Origin of the sequence: Pelagibacterium sediminicola, from assembly GCF_003390885.1 — a bacterium.
In the GTDB taxonomy this organism is placed as follows: Bacteria; Pseudomonadota; Alphaproteobacteria; order Rhizobiales; family Devosiaceae; genus Pelagibacterium; species Pelagibacterium sediminicola.
The window spans coordinates 84620-101624 of sequence record NZ_QMEL01000008.1; the positions used below are offsets into that span (position 1 = coordinate 84620).

The 17005-nt window shown below is 65.5% G+C and carries 23 protein-coding genes; 2 read left to right on the plus strand and 21 right to left on the minus strand.

Annotated features, from left to right (window positions below):
- Positions 1-4: 4 nt before the first annotated feature.
- The 11 genes from DQG18_RS12900 to DQG18_RS12950 all read right to left on the minus strand — a co-directional run bounded on the left by DQG18_RS12900 (position 5) and on the right by DQG18_RS12950 (position 11093).
- Positions 5-286: a helix-turn-helix transcriptional regulator gene (locus DQG18_RS12900; protein ID WP_012092626.1), complete on the minus strand. Its 282-nt coding sequence runs from the start codon at positions 284-286 to the stop codon at positions 5-7.
- Positions 287-427: 141 nt separating this feature from the next.
- On the minus strand, positions 428-937 hold the full coding sequence (locus DQG18_RS12905; RefSeq protein ID WP_245958460.1) for a DUF2285 domain-containing protein: 510 nt from the start codon (positions 935-937) through the stop codon (positions 428-430).
- Positions 903-1199 (minus strand): transcriptional regulator domain-containing protein, encoded by a 297-nt coding sequence (locus DQG18_RS16565; protein WP_116654682.1) that lies wholly within the window; start codon positions 1197-1199, stop codon positions 903-905. The genes DQG18_RS12905 and DQG18_RS16565 overlap by 35 nt, the downstream gene beginning before the upstream one ends.
- A gap of 112 nt (positions 1200-1311) precedes the next feature.
- Positions 1312-1590 (minus strand): DNA -binding domain-containing protein, encoded by a 279-nt coding sequence (locus DQG18_RS12915; protein ID WP_116654683.1) that lies wholly within the window; start codon positions 1588-1590, stop codon positions 1312-1314.
- Between the two features lie 93 nt (positions 1591-1683).
- Entirely contained in the window at positions 1684-1935 is a 252-nt protein-coding gene (locus tag DQG18_RS12920; protein ID WP_058099093.1) for a helix-turn-helix domain-containing protein, read from the minus strand.
- A gap of 232 nt (positions 1936-2167) precedes the next feature.
- The gene (locus DQG18_RS12925) at positions 2168-2569 is read right to left on the minus strand and encodes a single-stranded DNA-binding protein (RefSeq protein ID WP_058099094.1); all 402 of its coding nucleotides are present in this window, start codon (positions 2567-2569) and stop codon (positions 2168-2170) included.
- Positions 2570-3271: 702 nt separating this feature from the next.
- Complete coding sequence (locus DQG18_RS12930) at positions 3272-3688, minus strand: hypothetical protein (RefSeq protein WP_116654684.1); 417 nt, start codon at positions 3686-3688, stop codon at positions 3272-3274.
- Positions 3689-3848: 160 nt separating this feature from the next.
- Positions 3849-4784 (minus strand): DUF2493 domain-containing protein, encoded by a 936-nt coding sequence (locus tag DQG18_RS12935; protein WP_066816302.1) that lies wholly within the window; start codon positions 4782-4784, stop codon positions 3849-3851.
- Between the two features lie 335 nt (positions 4785-5119).
- A complete protein-coding gene (locus DQG18_RS12940) occupies positions 5120-6163 on the minus strand; it encodes a DUF7146 domain-containing protein (RefSeq protein ID WP_066816305.1) in 1044 nt (347 codons plus the stop codon).
- Positions 6163-10512: a strawberry notch-like NTP hydrolase domain-containing protein gene (locus tag DQG18_RS12945; RefSeq protein WP_116654685.1), complete on the minus strand. Its 4350-nt coding sequence runs from the start codon at positions 10510-10512 to the stop codon at positions 6163-6165. The genes DQG18_RS12940 and DQG18_RS12945 overlap by 1 nt, the downstream gene beginning before the upstream one ends.
- Positions 10513-10670: 158 nt before the next feature.
- Positions 10671-11093 (minus strand): antirestriction protein, encoded by a 423-nt coding sequence (locus DQG18_RS12950; RefSeq protein ID WP_012092616.1) that lies wholly within the window; start codon positions 11091-11093, stop codon positions 10671-10673.
- A gap of 161 nt (positions 11094-11254) precedes the next feature.
- On the opposite strand from DQG18_RS12950, the gene DQG18_RS12955 reads away from it, so the two are divergent.
- Both DQG18_RS12955 and DQG18_RS12960 read left to right on the plus strand, forming a co-directional pair.
- Complete coding sequence (locus DQG18_RS12955; protein ID WP_116654686.1) at positions 11255-11512, plus strand: type II toxin-antitoxin system Phd/YefM family antitoxin; 258 nt, start codon at positions 11255-11257, stop codon at positions 11510-11512.
- A complete protein-coding gene (locus DQG18_RS12960; protein ID WP_116654687.1) occupies positions 11509-11892 on the plus strand; it encodes a type II toxin-antitoxin system VapC family toxin in 384 nt (127 codons plus the stop codon). Before DQG18_RS12955 ends, DQG18_RS12960 begins: the two co-directional genes overlap by 4 nt.
- Positions 11893-11909: 17 nt before the next feature.
- Here the strand turns inward: DQG18_RS12960 and DQG18_RS12965 are convergent, their stop codons facing one another.
- From DQG18_RS12965 to DQG18_RS13010, 10 genes are all read right to left on the minus strand, one after another.
- Positions 11910-12554 (minus strand): antitoxin of toxin-antitoxin stability system, encoded by a 645-nt coding sequence (locus DQG18_RS12965; RefSeq protein WP_116654688.1) that lies wholly within the window; start codon positions 12552-12554, stop codon positions 11910-11912.
- Complete coding sequence (locus tag DQG18_RS12970) at positions 12547-12963, minus strand: hypothetical protein (RefSeq protein ID WP_012092612.1); 417 nt, start codon at positions 12961-12963, stop codon at positions 12547-12549. Before DQG18_RS12970 ends, DQG18_RS12965 begins: the two co-directional genes overlap by 8 nt.
- A 66-nt stretch (positions 12964-13029) precedes the next feature.
- Complete coding sequence (locus DQG18_RS12975; RefSeq protein WP_039194755.1) at positions 13030-13587, minus strand: hypothetical protein; 558 nt, start codon at positions 13585-13587, stop codon at positions 13030-13032.
- A 131-nt stretch (positions 13588-13718) separates the two neighbouring features.
- The gene (locus DQG18_RS12980) at positions 13719-14087 is read right to left on the minus strand and encodes a thermonuclease family protein (RefSeq protein WP_012092610.1); all 369 of its coding nucleotides are present in this window, start codon (positions 14085-14087) and stop codon (positions 13719-13721) included.
- Positions 14088-14126: 39 nt separating this feature from the next.
- Complete coding sequence (locus DQG18_RS12985) at positions 14127-14507, minus strand: DUF6915 family protein (RefSeq protein ID WP_012092609.1); 381 nt, start codon at positions 14505-14507, stop codon at positions 14127-14129.
- Positions 14508-14517: 10 nt separating this feature from the next.
- A complete protein-coding gene (locus DQG18_RS12990; RefSeq protein WP_012092608.1) occupies positions 14518-15006 on the minus strand; it encodes a DUF6878 family protein in 489 nt (162 codons plus the stop codon).
- Positions 15007-15216: 210 nt separating this feature from the next.
- Entirely contained in the window at positions 15217-15381 is a 165-nt protein-coding gene (locus DQG18_RS12995; RefSeq protein ID WP_166507195.1) for a hypothetical protein, read from the minus strand.
- Between the two features lie 424 nt (positions 15382-15805).
- Positions 15806-16102, minus strand: coding sequence for a hypothetical protein (locus tag DQG18_RS13000; protein ID WP_012092597.1), 297 nt, complete (start codon positions 16100-16102; stop codon positions 15806-15808).
- Positions 16099-16365, minus strand: a complete 267-nt coding sequence (locus tag DQG18_RS13005; RefSeq protein WP_116654689.1) for a DUF6117 family protein — start codon at positions 16363-16365, stop codon at positions 16099-16101. Before DQG18_RS13005 ends, DQG18_RS13000 begins: the two co-directional genes overlap by 4 nt.
- A 71-nt stretch (positions 16366-16436) precedes the next feature.
- Positions 16437-16913: a hypothetical protein gene (locus tag DQG18_RS13010; RefSeq protein ID WP_116654690.1), complete on the minus strand. Its 477-nt coding sequence runs from the start codon at positions 16911-16913 to the stop codon at positions 16437-16439.
- Between the last annotated feature and the right edge of the window lie 92 nt (positions 16914-17005).

The window sequence follows — 17005 nt, forward strand, 5'->3', positions numbered from 1 at the left end:
GCGGTCAGCGGGCATAACGACCAGCCTGCGGGCCGGACGGAAACGCATGACGCTTGGCGGGCAGTACGGAGCCGCGCGGATCGGAGGTGGAGGTCACCGCGCCGCGCTCGGTCCAGGCTTCGAGATCGTCGATGGCATAGACTACGCGGCCGCCGAGCTTGCGATAGGCAGGCCCGGTTCCGTAGGTGCGGTGCTTTTCGAGAGTCCGGGCCGAGAGGCTGAGAAAGGTCGCGGCCTCTTTGGTCCGCAGGAAGCGCGGCGGCAGGACGACGGGTTCATGTGGCATGATCGGGCCTCCGTGGGGTTGCAAACGGCCGCTGCGGATCAGCGGCGGGCAACGACCACGGTGGCGAAGGAAGTGCGGCGAGGTGCAGGGCGAAGTTGGGGGGTATCGAAATCGCCCACCATCAGGGGCCGCAGGATCGCGTTATCGTGGGCGGCGATGACGAAGGAGTTTCCGATAACCGCCGGCGACCATGGAACGGGCGTCGCGCAGGAGTGCCTTGATGGCATGACGGGCCGAGGACGCCTGCCATTCGTCCCGGTCAAGCCGGCCGGTGTTCAGAAGAACCCGCGCGATCTCCTGCTGCGTGACGCCGGCCCGATGGCCATCGAAGGCCCGTAGCATCCGTCGGAGGCGCGCGCGTTGCTGGCGTGTCATGCGTGTATCCGGCGGGATCGCACGACCATGCAGGGCGGAAAGGAAGCGTTGAATGGCCTCGATCCGGTCGAAACCGGCGAGGCTGAGAGGGACGACGGCGACCGCGATCGCGTCCCCCATAATGGCGCCGTCGAAGATCTGGAGCTTCTGCCCATTGCCAAGCGGGACATGGAACTCCGCGCCAGCGTTCTCGACCGAGAAGTCGAGGCGCCAGTTCGGCGGAGCGCCTTCAGTGCTGTCGTCAAGTTCCGAAGGGACCCCGGTCAGCACCACCACACTTGTGTCCTCCGCCGGGAGCCAGAAGACCGGCGCATCGGGCGGCGGGACCAGCGGATCGACAGGGAAATCGCAACCCCCAGCGCTGCCGGATCCGTTCGGTCAGCGGTTGGGGGTCTCCATGGTCGGCAATTGAGGCTTCAAAATCTGCGTCATAATCGTCATTGCGGCGAAGCCATTCCCAGGCCAGATCGGATGCCGTCAGTTCATCCAGATGGTCGTATTGCGCCGACAAACGCCAGGTCGATGCGTCAGGGGTCATCGCGGCCTCCCGGGTCTACTCAAACGAATTGGGGATGGTCAGGATTCCCGCACGGGTTGAGTTGGAGAAGTCAGGCGATGGTCAACAGGTGATGCGCGGCACGCATCACGCGTCAGGACTTGCGCTGGCTTTCGCGGACCAGCTCGCGGTAGCCGTGTTCGGTCATCCAATTCGCGCGCGCGAGATGAGAATCATGGATGGAGCGGCAGCGGTCGGGATCGCACTCTGGATCGAGGCCAAAGAGAACCTGCACAGCTTCGCGCCAATCGGCGCCATCACGCTCGGCATCGAGCAGGCGCATGTAGAGTTTCATGTGCTCGCGATCATAGGATGTCAGCGTCTGGCTGGACGGCGGTTTGTCGAGATATGTCTGTGTCGCGCGGCCCATCATTCGCTCACGTTCGGGTAACGTATTTGTTAACCATCTTCGGCGGAAGATAGCCATTCCTTTTGACGAGAACCTGACATCACGCTGGCCGCTATTTCACCGTTTGTCGGTGTTGGCTCCATTGTGTTGCAGCAACACGCCCTCGCCCTTATCTGTCGACAGGAAAACGATCCCGGCCGCTTCGAGAGCGCGGCGCACCTGGTCGCGGGTGGACTCGAACACCTCGAGCCCGCTTTGGGATTCGAGGCGTTTGAGTGCGGTCAATGCGACCTGGGCCTTGTCGGCGAGCGTCTCCTGTGTCCATCCCAGTAACGCGCGCGCAGCCCGTGATTGGCGAGCGGTGATCATACATGATCACCTCCCACCGGGATATGCACGCACTCCAGAACTACGACTATAATAGTCGTTCTTGCTATGAGCGCCAGCCGAAATTCAGGTGCAATTATCATGGATAGAGAGGCGACGCCCTCGTCCATGCCCGTCTGATTCGGTCGCTGGACCTTGCCAGAGGCGGCGGGCGCGATCCGTTGAGACAGGGGAGAAACCCGGCGGCTTGCGCCGCCGGGCCTCGGGTTCCCGATCAGAACGGAATGTCATCGTCGTCGATGAACTTGCCGTCGTCGTTCTCGGTCTGCTTCGCCCGGCTCAGGAAATCGACCGTCTCGGCGATGATCTCGCAGCCGTAGCGATCGACCCCGGCGGCATCGGTCCATTTCGTGTAGTGGATGCGGCCGCGAACCAGAACCTTCATGCCCTTGTCGCAATGCTGCTGGACCGTCTTGCCGAGGCCGTTGAAGCAGGTGATGCGGTGCCATTCGGTGTCCTGGACCCGATAGCCGTTCTCGTCGCGCAGGACGCGGCCTTCCGAATAGCGGGGGCGCGAGGTGGCCAGGGTGAAGTGGGTGATGCCGGTGCCGCCCTGGGTGGTGCGGGTTTCGGGGGCCTGACCGATGTTGCCGGCGAGGATGACGATGTTCTGCATTGTAGGTCTCCGTTGCTCCTCGGAGGGACCGTCCCTCCGACGAGACCCGGCCAAGGCCGTCGGAAGACTCCTGCAACTGCCGCCCTTGCGGCAGCTTGCCCCTAAGGCCCCAGGTGGGGCGGGCAGCCGCGTTTGCGCGGCAACACGGCTGGGAGCCGCGGGGGTTGCTGGTGGAGGCCGAACGGACTTAGGGGATCAGTCAGGCGGAGGGATGGTGCTTTCGAAAGCAGATCGGGGACGCACAGCAGAACCATCGTCCTTGCTGGCGACAGCGACCAGGCAGGCCCCCTGCGAACCGAGACCACCGGCATGGCACTCGTTCAACCGTCTTTGCCGGTCACCGTCGTGTCCGCCGCCGGAAGGCCATGTCATCCGCGATGTGATCGAACAAGCTATCGGGTTCTCAGGTCCGGTATGGCGCCGCCCTGCTTCATCGGCCAAAGGCTCGGTCCCACAGCATCGTGAAGGGGCAAGGAAGGTGTTCGCGAAGGCCCCACGAAACGACGTGGACCGACGCAGCGGGGCATCGACCGCACGGGACCGCGGTTCGCACCGCAGACCATTTCCAGAGCCGCGAGAAGCAGGCCGTGTGCGATGGTGACGTGCTGCGACGAACTGCTTTTCCGTCTTGGGCGAAACGACCGAGGTCCGGCGGCGCAAGCTACCGGTCTTCCTCAGAAGTGGCTGATCGCGTCTGCCGTTTCAGCGAGAGAACACCGACTCGCCGAGGGCGTTCAGATTGACGATGGCCGAGATGCCGATGACAAGGCCGCCCATGCCGCCGAGCAGGTTGAGAACCAGCCCCGAGTCGATGGCGTTCTTGGTGATGCCATAGACAAGGGCATAGCCGGCGATGACGGCGGGTACGGCGAAGAGAGCGAGCGCAATGAGCCGCAGGGCCGGGTTCTTCGCGAAGCCAAGAACCACGATCACAAGCGCGATCGAGAGCACGGCGGCGCCGATGGCTATGAGGCCGGACATCACGACCCCGGCCCCCGCGCCCCAGGCATATTGCGCGGCCGTGATGGCTACCATGACGGGCAAGGCATAGATCGCGAGATTCCAGGCGATTACGCAGGCCGCGATGGTGAGCGAGATGGCGAGCAGGATCAGCGTCATGGAAACCTCCAGAGAACGGTTGGGGATCACGACAGGCTGCCGGGAGATGCGCTCCGCCTGCGACTATGCTGCTTCGCCGGTTCTGCAAGGATATTTCATCAAAGGCGCGGCCTTGCCTCCTGTCAAGTATCGGCGGCTGAAAGCCGCCAGGCGGCGGCGCTTACGCGCCGCCGTCGAACTTCATGACCGGGATGCCGAGCTTGCGGGCCTTGTCGGCGAGATTCTCCTGAATCCCGGTACCGGGGAAGACGAGGACGCCGACCGGCAGGACATCCAGCATGGCATCGTTTCGCTTGAAGGGCGCGGCCTTGGCGTGCTTGGTCCAGTCGGGCCGGAAGGCGACCTGAGGCACCTTGCGGTGATCGGCCCAGCGGGAGGCGATCAGTTCGGCTCCTTTCGGCGAGCCGCCGTGCAGCAACACCATGTCGGGGTGCTTGGCATGGACCTGATCGAGCTTCGCCCAGATCAGCCGGTGGTCGTTGAAGTCGGCGCCGCCTGTCACGGCCACCTTGGGGCCGGCGGGCAGCATCACCTCGGTCTCGGCCCGGCGCTTCGCGGCCAGAAAGTCGCGGCTGTCGATCATCGCGGCGGTCAGGTTGCGATGGTTGACCATCGAGCCGGTGCGCGGTCGCCAGGCGCTGCCCGTGTGGTGCTCGAATGCTTCGGCGGCGAGGTCGCGGAAGAGTTCCATGCTGCTGCGCCGTTCGATCAGGGTCTGCCCTTCTGCCGTGAGGCGTTCGAGTTCGACCGACTTCACCTCGCTGCCGTCCTGTTCCCGCTGCATCCGACGCTGCGCCTGCTCGTTGTCGTCGAGATCGCGTTCCACTCGGCCGGTGGCGCGGTGGAAGAGATTGGCGGCCCCCCAGAGCAGCTCTTCGAGATCGGGCTCGAGGCGGGTGTCGCTGAGCGTCGCCACAAGGGCGTCGAAGATATCGGTGACGGCGGCGGCGACGATATTGCCGTCGGGCAGCGGCCTTGGATCGGGTTCGTCCTGGAACGGGCGCCAGCCGTAGAGATGGAGTTCGGTGAGGGCGTGATCGGTCTGGGAGGAGGTGTGGACCGGCTCGGCCCCTGCATATTCGGGATCAAACGTCATCGGTTGCATCCTTCGTCTGGAGACCGCGCCCATCGCGGCCTTCGCAGGCGTCGAAGCGCACGGGCGGGACGGGTTGGCAGCCCTCGCCCGCTCCGCGAGGGCCTCGATGGCCGGGGGTGGACTATTTTGACTTTCGCGATGCAAAGGCGGCTCGCCGCCGGCGGAAAATAGTCCAAACCCGGCCATTGCCTGCCCGTCCCATTTGTGCGCCGATCGCCCTCTCGAGATAGGCCGTGGGTGCGGGACACTCCGACGAGGGATGCTCCCGGCGATGACCTGAAACCGAGACCGGCACGGGGCGAAGCCGGGCCGCGCCTCCGGGACCGATCACGCCCTCACCCTTCCATGAAACGGCGGACGTCTTCGGGATGAAGCTGATCCTTCAGGGTCGCCCTGAGGGCATTGGCACCAAAGCGTCGCAGATCATCATTGAAATCGCCCTCGCGCGGCGTGAGCGACATCGCCTCGATCCCGAGGCTCGCTGCTCTGGCAACCAGGCCGTCTCTTGCACCGTCCCCGGCCGGGTCGCGATCCCTGACGACATAGAGCCGGCGCAGGCTCAGTGGGAACAGGATGGCGGCGAGGTGAGCGGCCGAAAGCGCCGCCAGCATCGGCATGCGGGGCAGAACCTGACGGGGCGACAGCACGGTCTCGATGCCCTCGCCGGCGGCAAGCACCTCATCGGCGGTGCCGAAGCGGACGGCGTGCCCGAGAAGGTCGCCCATCGCCCGCCGCGGTGTCTCGACAGGTGCCTTGCCGGAACCGTCCGGGGCGAGCCAGGTGCGATGCGCGCCGGTCTGCTGCCCGGCAAGATCGGTGACGACGGCAACAAGTGCCGGCCTGCTCTCGGTGGGCGCATGCTCATCAGGTCTATAGTAGCAGCGCGGATGGAAGCGCAGCGCGGCGGTGCCCGAGAGTGAAGTGATCGCCCGCCCGTTGAGGTAGGTCTCCGCAAGGGTGCCGTGGATCGGTTGCGCCATGGCGAAGAGGCGGCGCGACGCTTCAGGCGAACCGGGCGCGGTGCTGGAGGTGCTGCCGGTCGGCGTCCTCGTCTTCTCCGGTTCGGGATGCGGGATCGACAGGAAACGGCGCGCTTCCTCGGCCACGTCCCTGAAGTCGGCAAGGCCAAGCGCCTCGCGGATGACGTCGAGCAGATCGCCATGCTCCCCGGTGGCCATGTCGGTCCATTTCCCCGCCGCGCCCTTGCCGGATTCCGGCCCGGCAAGGCGGACGAACATCGAGCGGCCAGGAGTGTTCTGCACATCGCCGACCAGCCAGTATCGCCCGGCGCGGTGGCCGGACGACAGATAGTGGCGGCAGACCGCCTCGGCCTCTCGGCCGAGACGGGTTGCCAGTTCAGATGCGTCGTGACGCGGCATCATGCAGCCTCCCGCTCGCCGATGCGTTCGACCGGCCAGCGGTCGAAGAGCTTGGCCAGCACGGCGGGTCCGCTGGCATCGACCGGCACGAACATGCGCAGCTTCCACGAGATGATCTCGTGAAACAGGCCATAGGCGCTGAGACGCTGGCGCATGGTATCGGTGAAGCCGGAAAGCTCGATGCGGTTCACCCCCATGACGCGGACCCGGCGAAGCTGGAGGCCCTCGGCGAGATCGAGGATCGTCCGGCCTTCCATCAGCGCCGTGAAGGCATCCTCGGGCGCGACCTTCGCGATGCCGGTCGTGGTCGCGTTTGCCGCCCAGGCCGGCGAGACCTTGCGGCCGATGATGCGCTCGCCGGCATCGGTCTGGAGCCGATAGACGCGGGTGGAGTCGTTCGGCAGCCGCTTCCAGATCGGCAGCAGCAGGCCCGTCACCATATGCAGCGTGCTGTCCGCGAACTCAGGCACTTCCGCGAGTTCGGCATTCCAGGCTGAGGCGAAGGCGTCCCGGTCCACCTCGACCCAATGGGTTTCGCCCATCATCCTGACCGGGACGTTATGGGCCTCCATTGGCCTGATAAGCCGAACGCGGCGCTCGATCTCGCCATCGTCCAGCATGACGCTGGTGGTGGGGATCTGCACCGCCGCGCGCCCCGAGCGCTCGTTGATCAGCAGCTTCGCGCGCGGATCATCGAGTTCGGCCAGGGCGGCATCGAGCGTCACCGGGCAGTTGCGCCTGCGCTCGGTGATGGTCAGCAGGCTGGTCTCGGCCCCGGTGCGCGGGTGGGTGTAGATCACCTGCCGGTTGGTGACGGCGAAGCTCTCGGCGCGCAGCGTCTCCAGCCCGACATCATAGGTGCCAGATGCGATGGCGCCCTCGATGCGCGCGGTCAGAAGCTGCTCGAAGGCGGTGAAGAGCACGCCCTGAAGCTCAATGGTCAGCGCCAGCAGCCGGTTGAGGAAGGTGGTGATGGCGGGCAGATCATCCTTGATGCCGTTCGAGTCCATCAGCTTTAGGCCGGTCGCGGACTCGAACCGCTCAAGGCTGCAGCCATCGACTTTGCCGCGCACCATTAAGAGATAGAGCTGGCGGAGCGCGTCGCGTGCGTAATGCGATTCCAGATTATCCTCGGGCCGGAACAGGCCCTGGCCGCCGGTCTGCCGCTGGCCGCGCGTGATCGCGCCCAGCGTGTCGAGGCGGCGGGCAATGGTCGAGAGGAAACGCTTCTCGGCCTTCACATTGGTCGAGATCGGCCGGAACAGCGGCGGCTGGGCCTGATTGGTGCGATGGGTGCGGCCGAGTCCCTGGATGGCGGCGTCCGCCTTCCACCCGGCTTCGAGGAGATAGTGGACACGCAGCCGGGTGTTCTTCGCCGACAGTTCGGCGTGATACGACCGGCCCGTGCCGCCCGCGTCCGAAAAGACCAGCACGCGCTTGGCATCATCCATGAAGGCTTGCGTCTCGGCCAGATTGGCAGAACCGGCACGGTTCTCCACGACAAGCCGGTCGATGGTGACGCCACGCTTGCGGACGATGCGGCGCGAGCGGCCCGTCACCTCGGCCACCGTGTCGGTGCCGAAATGCTGGATGATCTGGTCCAGCGCGCCGGGGACCGGCGGCAAGCTGGCGAGGCTGGCGATCATCTCGTCGCGCCGGGCCGCGGCCTCGCGGCTCTCGACCGGCTGGCCGTCGCGATAGACCGGGCGTGAGGACAGGTTGCCCTCCGAATCTGTGAACGGCTCGTAGAGCTGCACCGGGAAGGAATGGGCGAGGTAATCCAGGACATATTCACGAGGTGAGAGGTCCATTTTCAGATCGCCCCATTCCTCGGTGGGGATCTCCGCCAGCCGCCTTTCCATCAGCGCTTCGCCGGTCGAGACGATCTGGATGACGGAGGAATGGCCCGCGTCCAGATCGCTGGTGATCGACCGGATCAGCGTCGGGGTTTTCATGGACGTGAGCAAATGGCCGAAAAACCGCTGCTTGGCGCTCTCGAAGGCCGAGCGGGCGGCGGATTTGGCCTGCCGGTTCAACGTGCCGGACCCGCCCTCGCCGCCGGTGATGTTGGCGGCCTGCATCGCCGCATCGAGATTGTTATGGATGATGGCGAAGGCATCGGCATAGCTGTCGTAGATGCGGACCTGTTCAGGGGTCAGTTCGTGGTCGAGCAACTCGTATTCCACGCCTTTGAAGGACAGCGAGCGGGCGGTGTAGAGGCCAAGCGCCCGCAGGTCGCGCGCCAGCACCTCCATCGCCGCGACGCCGCCGGCCTCGATCGCCTCGACGAACTCCGCCCTGGTCGAGAATGGGAAATCCTCGCCGCCCCAGAGACCGAGCCGCTGCGCATAGGCGAGATTGTGGACGGTGGTGGCGCCGGTGGCCGAGACATAGACCACGCGGGCCTGCGGCAGGGCGTGCTGGAGGCGCAGCCCGGCACGGCCCTGCTGGCTGGCGGCGACATCGCCGCGTTCTCCCTTGCCTCCTGCGGCATTGGCCATTGCGTGCGCCTCGTCGAAAATCACCACTCCATCGAAGTCGGAACCCAACCATTCGACGATCTGCCTGACCCTGGAAATCCTTTCTCCGCGGTCGTCGGAGCGCAGCGTGACATAGGTTAGAAATAGGATGCCTTCGTTCAGGGTGATCTTTGCGCCTTGCGGGAATCGCGACAGCGGCGTGACCAGCAGCCGCTCCATGCCAAGCGCCGACCAGTCGCGCTGCGCATCCTCCAGCAGCTTGTCGGACTTCGAGATCCAGACCGCCTTGCGCCGCCCCTGCATCCAGTTGTCGAGGATGATCGCTGCGGATTCCCGGCCCTTGCCGACGCCGGTGCCATCGCCGACCATGAACCCTTGGCGGAAGCGGACGGCGCCCTTGGCGTCCTCCGGCGTGGCAGCAAGATTGTCGAGCGTGTCGTCCACCGTCCAAGCCCCGGCGAGGAATCCCATATGGGCCTCGCCGGCATAGATCACCGTCTCCAACTGCGCCTCGGACAGCCTGCCGAGAATGTCTTTGGGCAGCACCGGACGATAGCTCGGCTTCGGCGGCGCGATGCTCGCCATCGAGGCCGACTGCACGAGCTGGGTCGGATGCGCCTGCGCCCCGGCGATGCGGATGGTCTGAAGACCGTATTCCTCGTAGATCGCGTCGGAGAGGCGGCCGCCCTCGGCCGGTTCCCAATCCACGATCTCGTAGGCGACCGGCACGGCCTCCGGTTCCGCAAGGGGCGCGTCGGGCGCGGATCGCGCGGCGCGGTTGACATAGCCGCGCACGGTGCGCGGCGCGGTCGGTCGTGCCACCGGCACGGCCAGGCCGGGATCGACGGGAAGCCTGGCCGGAAGCTGCTCCGCCAGCCAGCCCATCAGGGTGGCAACATCCGACGCCACACCGGGCGCTGCCGGGAACACCGCCGGGTCTTCGGCGGGCAGCTTGTCGATGACGGTCAGCCGCGTGTCGATGGTCGTGCCGTGCTTGGCATAGACCGATCCATCGATGACGGCCGAGAAGACCACGCGGCCGCGCTCCTGCAGCCGTTTCCAGTTAGCCGTCCAGGCCGGATTGTCGGGGGCGAAGCTCGCGCCGGTGATGGTGACGAGCCGCCCGCCGGGCGCAAGGCGCGCCAGCGTCGAGGCGACATGGCGGAAGGCGGCATCAGCCACGCGGCCCTCGACATGGGCCATGACCGAGAACGGCGGGTTCATTAGCACCACTGTCGGGATCAGGCCGGGATCGAGATGATCGTCGATCTGGGCGGCGTCGAAGCGGGTGACGGACAGGGCCGGAAAGAGGGAGGAAAGCAGGCCGGCGCGGACCTCGGCCAGTTCGTTGACGAGCAGCGCACCGCCGGCGATCTCGGCCAGGATGGCGAGGAGCCCGGTGCCGGCCGAGGGCTCCAGCACGCGGTCGGCGTGTGTGATCGCCGCCGCCGTCACCGCAGCGAAGCCGAGAGGGATCGGGGTGGAGAACTGCTGGAAGGTCTGCGCTTCCTCGGAACGCCGGGTGTGGGTCGGCAGGAGCCCGGCAATTTTCGTAAGCTGCGGCAGGATTGCCGACGGAGACCCGGCTTTGCGGAAAAGTGCATTGCCGTATTTGCGCAGGAAGAGGACGGTCGCCGCCTCGCAGGCATCATAGGCGGTCTTCCAGTCCCAAGCGCCGGTGGCATCGGACGTGCCGAAGGCGGCCTCCATGGCGCCGCGCAGCGTGGCGGCGTCGACACGCTGACCGCGTTCCAGATGCGGCAGCAGCAGACCGGCAGCGGTGAAAACGCAGGCCGCGGTCTCAGCGTCATGGTCGAACGGAAGCGGCGCGGTGGCGGATGCCGCCGCGGATGCGGAAATCATGTTCATCGGGGATTCCTCGGGAGAGCAAGTCAGGATCAAGCCGGGCAGCGCTCTCTCTCGACCGCACCGGCTCAAACCCCTTCCGGCCCATCTCTCGCTCTGAAGCCGTGGCGAAAGCAGGCATGAAACAAGCGCCCGACCGTCAGGCTGGGCGCTTGTGGGTTTCAGTCGATGGCCTGGAAAATCGCCGCCGCCTCCGCGTGATCGGCGGCATGCTCGTAGAGGCGACCATAGCCCTCGGCGAGTTCGTCGTCATCGTAGCGGAAGGAAAGATGCGAGAAGGCGAAGAGCGTGGCGATGATCCCGGCGGCATCGCTTGAGACCTCGCCCTCGAAGCCGTTGCCTTCGCAGAACAGGCGGCAACGGGGCTTTGAGGTCGGCGCGAGATAGAGCGGCTGGCCGGCGCGTTCGTAGAAATCCCAGAGCCCGCCGCCGTAATCGCCGGGGCTGAGTATCTCCATGAAGCGAAAGACGGTATGCTCGCCGATGATGAGCAGGCGCCGGCCAAAAAGGCGCGGCAGGAAGTCCATGCGGCGCTCGTCGGGGACGCGGATTGCGGATTGGGAAGCAAGTTCGGGCAAAGCCATGATCGGTCTCCGAGAGGGAAAGGGGCACCTGCCGGACGACCCTCTCTCAACCCGTCCGGGGGCACCTGTTCCCGGCCCTCCTTTCGCTCTGGGGGCTTGAAGTGGACCATTATCTGGACCATCTTGTGCAGAATAGCGGAGAACATCTGGAGTGATATGCGATGAGGGTTTCTGTCACCGAGGCGAAGGGGCAGCTCACCGAACTGGTGAAGCGGGCCGAAGCCGGCGACGAGGTGATCCTGACGCGGCGGGGCCACGAGGTCGCCCGCCTCGTGCCGGTTGCCGTGGTGGCGACCCCGAAAGGCCGGCGCGCGCTGATGGAGCGGGTCCGGGGCACGGCGCGGGGCAAGGCATTGCCCGGCGCGGCTGCCGCGCGCAGCCAGGATTTCCTCTACGGGGATGACGGGATGCCGGCATGATCGCCGTCGATACCTCGGCGCTGATGGCCATCGTGCTGGACGAGCCGCAGGCCGAGACCTGCATGGTGGCGATCGAGGCGGCAGACGGCCTGCTGATCTCGGCCGGAACAGTGGCCGAGGCGCTGATCGTCGCCGGGCGGCGCAATGTCGGTGAAGAGATCGCCGCCCTGGTCGAGGGCCTTGGGTTCGAGGTGGTCTCCGTCACTGAAGCCTCGGCACGCAGGATCGCCGAAGCCTATGCCCGCTGGGGCAAGGGCGTTCATCCCGCCGGACTCAACTACGAGGATTGCTTCGCCTATGAGGTCGCCAGCGAACGCGGCTGCCCGTTGCTCTTCGTCGGCGACGACTTCTCACGGACGGACCTGCTGTCGGTTCTGTGAGGCAGCGCAGAAGGGTTTCAACCGAAGCGCTTTCCATCAACTGTGAAGCTGTATTCGTTGGCAACGATGGCCTCATCGACCGCCTCATCCGAAGTCAGGTAGTCGTATTCGCGCTCAAGCTGGCGATAAAGCCAACGGGCGAGATCGCGCAATGCCTCCATGATGGTCTCCTCGGCATCGGCGGTCATGTCCTGCCAGGTCGGGCTGTCGCGGGTGACCGAGATCGCCATGCAGTATTCGTGATAGTATCGCCCCCGATGGGTCGCCTCGGCGGTCAACTGGTAGAAGTTGCGGCGTTGCGCCTGGTGCAGGGCATCCGCGATGCGGTGCAGCTCCACATCCTTCGGCGCATAGGTACGGATTTCCGCCGCCGTGCCTTTGCGATAGGAATAGTGGCCTTCGAACGCGGCGCCATCGCCCTGCGACCAGAAGCCCGTAAACCAGATGCAAGGCTCTTGTCGCACGCCGCCGCCCATGAGGCGGACGGTGCGGCTCTTGATGCGGATGCCGAGGATGTCCGCGATCCGCCGGAAATCCTCATAGACGGCATCGTACCAATCGTAGTCGAAGCCGCCCTCGCGATACCAGGCGCGGGCATTGTCTTTCGCGGCTTCGGAAAGCTCGTCGAGCCGATAGACCGTGGTTTCGATGACGTCAGGCATTGGGGTCGCCCCCGTCCAGAACGGTGGAAAGCCAACCGTCGGTGTAGATCCAGTCCACCGTCTCGCCGGTGGCGAGGTCGAGGACATGCGCGCCGCCCCCGAACCCGTCGATTCTCGGACGTGAGCAGGTATTGGCGTATTGCATCCCCCATAGCCCGGTCAGGCCGAACGCGGCGGCACAGCGTTTGACGAACTGGATGACATGCTCGGGATCGCCGGTGCCGTCATCGCGCATCCAGAGCTGGGTGCCGCCATGTTCGGGCTGGATCGAAAGCATGAAGCCGTCCGAGGGCGGATCTTCGGCGGCGTTTTCGCGCGCCAGCGCGTTGTAGAGATCAAGCGCGCGGGCGGCGTTCTCGGGGCTGCCCACGTCGAGCAGGCAGGAGAAATGGGTGAAGTAGTCGGCCATGTCAGGCTCCTGAAACGAGAAGGCCCGGCGCGGGGCCGGGCCTAGTGGATGGAAAGGGGCGACAGGTCAGGCAGCTTGTGGCAGCCGCAGCAGATCGGCAGTCGTCTCGCGCCAGAAGGGATCGACCAGCCGCGCCTCGAGCAGGCTGGCGCGGTGGCGGAGATCACGAGCCGATACCGCATCGCCGCGCCCGGATGCCGTGAAGGCCATGCCCCGCAGACGGCTGGCCTCCGTGACGGTGCGGCGAGCCTCGGCGTCGGAGGCGACCGGATGCTGCCAGAGCACGATCCCGGCCCGGACCTCACCGGCAAGGACAAGGCCCAGTTCGTTGTCCTGAATGACCATGACGCGGGGGCGAAAGCGCAGCGCATCGCCCTGTCCAACGCGGAAATCACCGCGCGCAACGCGCTGGCTGGCGATGATCAGCGCCTCTTCGGGGGATTGGCACTGGCCGATGACGAGCGTGCGGTCGAAGCCGCCGACGTCATCGCTTTCGTCATCGCTGGCGATACCGATGCAGGAGATGCGCAGCGGCAGCTTCTGGGCATGACGCAGCCGGGGCAGGATCTGTCGCGCGACAATTTCGCCGATCGAGGCGAAAGTGGTGTGGTGGGAAAGGCTCATGGGGAATGCTCCGCGACGGACGGCGGAAGCCCCTCTCCCGCCTCACAATCCGTCACGGCCAACCGGCCCGCACTCTTACTCTCCCGTCCCGACGGTGGATCGTCCCGCACCTCGGCGGGACGATCCGGCGATCAGCACCAGGGCTCACGCCGCCCGGCCCAGGTTCTCGCCAGCCCTTCATCGACGAGAATATCGCCGACATCGCGGCCTTCGACGCGTATCGCCGCCAGGGTCCGGCCATAGCGGTCGGTCCCCTGACGCAGGATTTCGACCCGCCGACCTTGCAGGATTTCCGCCAGCCTGATCTTCGCTTGCCGGGCAAGGTCGGTTTCATGGATGCAGCGGCCCTCCATTTCGGGAGCGTCGATGTTGAATATCCGAACAGCTTCGGACTGCTGTCCCATACCCAGCCGGATCGAGTCACCGTCCCAGACGCGGATTTCCGCCGGTTCGCAGGAAGCCGTGCAGAGCAGGACGGAGATGACGATATGGCTGAGCATGGCAAGAGGCTTTCATAAGGGGGAGGCTGACGCGACTGCTCAGACTTCTTCCTGAAGTCGGCCATTGACGCAATGCGGATCGACCTCCGCCTCGATCCGCTGCGTCCGCCCCATCCAAGGCGCCGGGTGGATTGCCCGCGCCCAATCGGCGAAGGACGGGATACGGCCCAGATCCTCGCGGACATGCTGCTCCCCGACCCATCGGGCCGGGATCACCCTGCCGGTGGACAGGGTGATCGTCGCCCCGAAAATGGTCTCGGCCATGAAGATGCCCTCGGCATGGTGGCGAAGCGCGCGATGACGAAAATCGGCCAGGATCTCCTTGCTGGCATCGAACCAGCTATGGATGGGCAAGTAATCCTCGACCGTGCCGCCCCATTTCTTCACCGACGAGAGCGCATGATGATAGGGATGTGCCATTTCCGCCCCCTCAGAACTCGTGACTGTAGAATTCGGTGGCGGTGTAGCGCTCGTTGTAGTCGAGCGTGATGGTGCGCGCCGCCACATCGAAGCTGAACTCGCCATAGGCGCCATCATTGTTCTCCCAGCCGCCATGGGTTTCCGAGAGGAAGTCATAGGCGAGCTGTTCGATGGCCGCCTCAACGCCCATTGAGATTGCGGTCACCTTGTCGGTTCCCCATGCCACCGTGGCAATGGTGATCTCGCCCTGCGGCAGGTCCACGGTCCGGTCGTCCGATTGCGCGGTGATGTCCTCGATCTGGCCGCTGTCGCCAGAACCGTCGAAGGTGACGGTCACGAGAGTGATGCCTGCGGCGGCCAGCGCATCGAACAGCGCCGTCTTGTTGTCGGGACGGACCGCTTCAGCGCGACGGTTGCGCTCATCGCGCTCGGCGAAGAAGCGCGCGACGCTGGCGGCCATGTCGAATTCCGGCGTGGCTGGTTTGTCGGTATCGGTCATTGGATGATCCTCCAGGAGAGCGGGATGATATGGCCCGGCGGCGCTCTCCTCTCCTTCCGCCAGGCTCGCCCCGATCCCGGCCCAACTCTCCCTTTCCAGAGCCGAGGCGAGGCCTCGGCACCGCCGCTGGCGATGCGCAGCCTGCGCATGGCACAAGGCCCGGCTGCGCCTGACGCGGGCCGGGCCGTCGGGCGGAGGCGCTTTCGCGCCTCAGCCGAAGGGATCGAGTTCGAGCTTCACCATCTCTTCGTCGCCGTCGAACTCGTCGGCGGGCATGGCGCCGTGGGTGCCGTCCCCGGCCTGGAACACGACGATCACGACCATCAGCGTGGTGGCGAGGCTGGCGGCGAAAGCGGTGGCATCTGCGTAGGACATGGGTTCCGGCTCCTGTCTTTGGAGGCGGGGGACCATCCCCCGCGCGACAGGCGCCCGAAGTGTCTGACCGGATCTGCAATCACCCTCGGGCGTTCGGATTCTTTCCGAATCCCCGAGGGCGGCACGCGCGCGTAAGCCGACCCCACCGGGGTTGAATGCAAAGAGACGGTCGGACCAAGGTTAGCGAATGGAAGCGGGGGATGGTGCTTTGCGTCGAGCCGGTGCCGGAAACCCGTCGCAGATGCTTTGCTGCGCCAGCCTCGTTGCCGGCGGATATTCAGGGTGTGTTTCAGGCCGGGGACGGAACCCGTTGCCCCCACAACACCAAGGAGTTGGCGCAATGGTGAAGCTCGAACTCGATCCATCGCTGCTTGTGCAGCGATACCCGATAGCCCCGTGTGCAAGGTTCGGCTTTCAGGGCCGGTCAGTCCCAGAACCCATCGGCGATTTCGCGGGCGATCATGGCGCGGGCCTTCATCATCACATCGTCGCCGGAGGTGTCGATATGACCGAAAAAGCGCGTCCGGGCGCCATGGGCCGTCCAGTCGGCATAGCGGCAGTATTCGCGGGCATCGAGCCGGAAGGCGCGCATGTCCTCGGCCCAATGCGGTTTCGGTTCCACGATGACGGTGACGCCGTTGCGGGTTTCCTCCCAGGGAAGCGAGCGCTCCGATGGCGGATTGCGGCGGTCATCGGCGAAGATTTCATCGACCGTCATCATGATGCGCCCCCATCTTCGGCCTTCTCGACAAAGCCGGCAGGATCGTCGGGATCCGGCGGCAGATAGGCGTCATAGGGGTTGCCGCTTGCGAGATGGCCGAACGGCGTGAAGACGTAATCACCCTCGTCGCGGCCGACCGCGCACAGGACATAGCGTGTCTCACGGGTCGCGGCGTCGAGGCATTCCATAAGGGCGAGATTGCCGTCATCGGCAGCACGAAGCAGAGTGTCGAAGTTCGTTCGAACGGGATCGGGAATGGCCATTGTGTTCTCCTGAAACGAAGAAGGCCCGCCGTCACGGGACAAGCGGGCCGGATGAACGGGATCGGCGAACGTCACGCGGCAGCTCGACCCTCGACGGCGTCGGCGCCTGCCTCGTCGGCGGTGATCTCCTCGAGGCGCGCGCGGGTGTAGCCGTTCCTGGCTAGCCAGAGTTCGGCCGCCTCTTGGTTCTCCGCGAGGTGCAGCAATTCGACGTTCTCTCCGACATCCTGCACAACGCGGACTTGACCGATCTTCGGGCGTTCGATCACCCGGAAGCTCAGATCGCTGTCGATGCCGTAGCTGCGCATGACGGTGATAAGAATGATGCCGCCTTCGCCGAAATCGCCTTCATGCAGGGTGAAGGACGGCGTGGTCGTGTAGGTCGGGCGCTCGCGGCCCGGTTCCTTGCGCACGAGACGACCGGCCCCGTTGCGGGATTTCCACGCGGCGAGCTTCTTGGTGAAACGTGCGGGCGGTTTCGGCTGGCCGTCGCTATAGGCCACGAGCGAGCCGAGAGGCGCAATGTCGAAAATGAGGGAAGCGGACATGATCTTGCTCCTGAAACGAAAGCGGCCCGGCGAGATGCCGGGCCTTCAGATGGAAGGGATGGAATGCGGGGCGGCGGAGGCCGCCCCGCTGC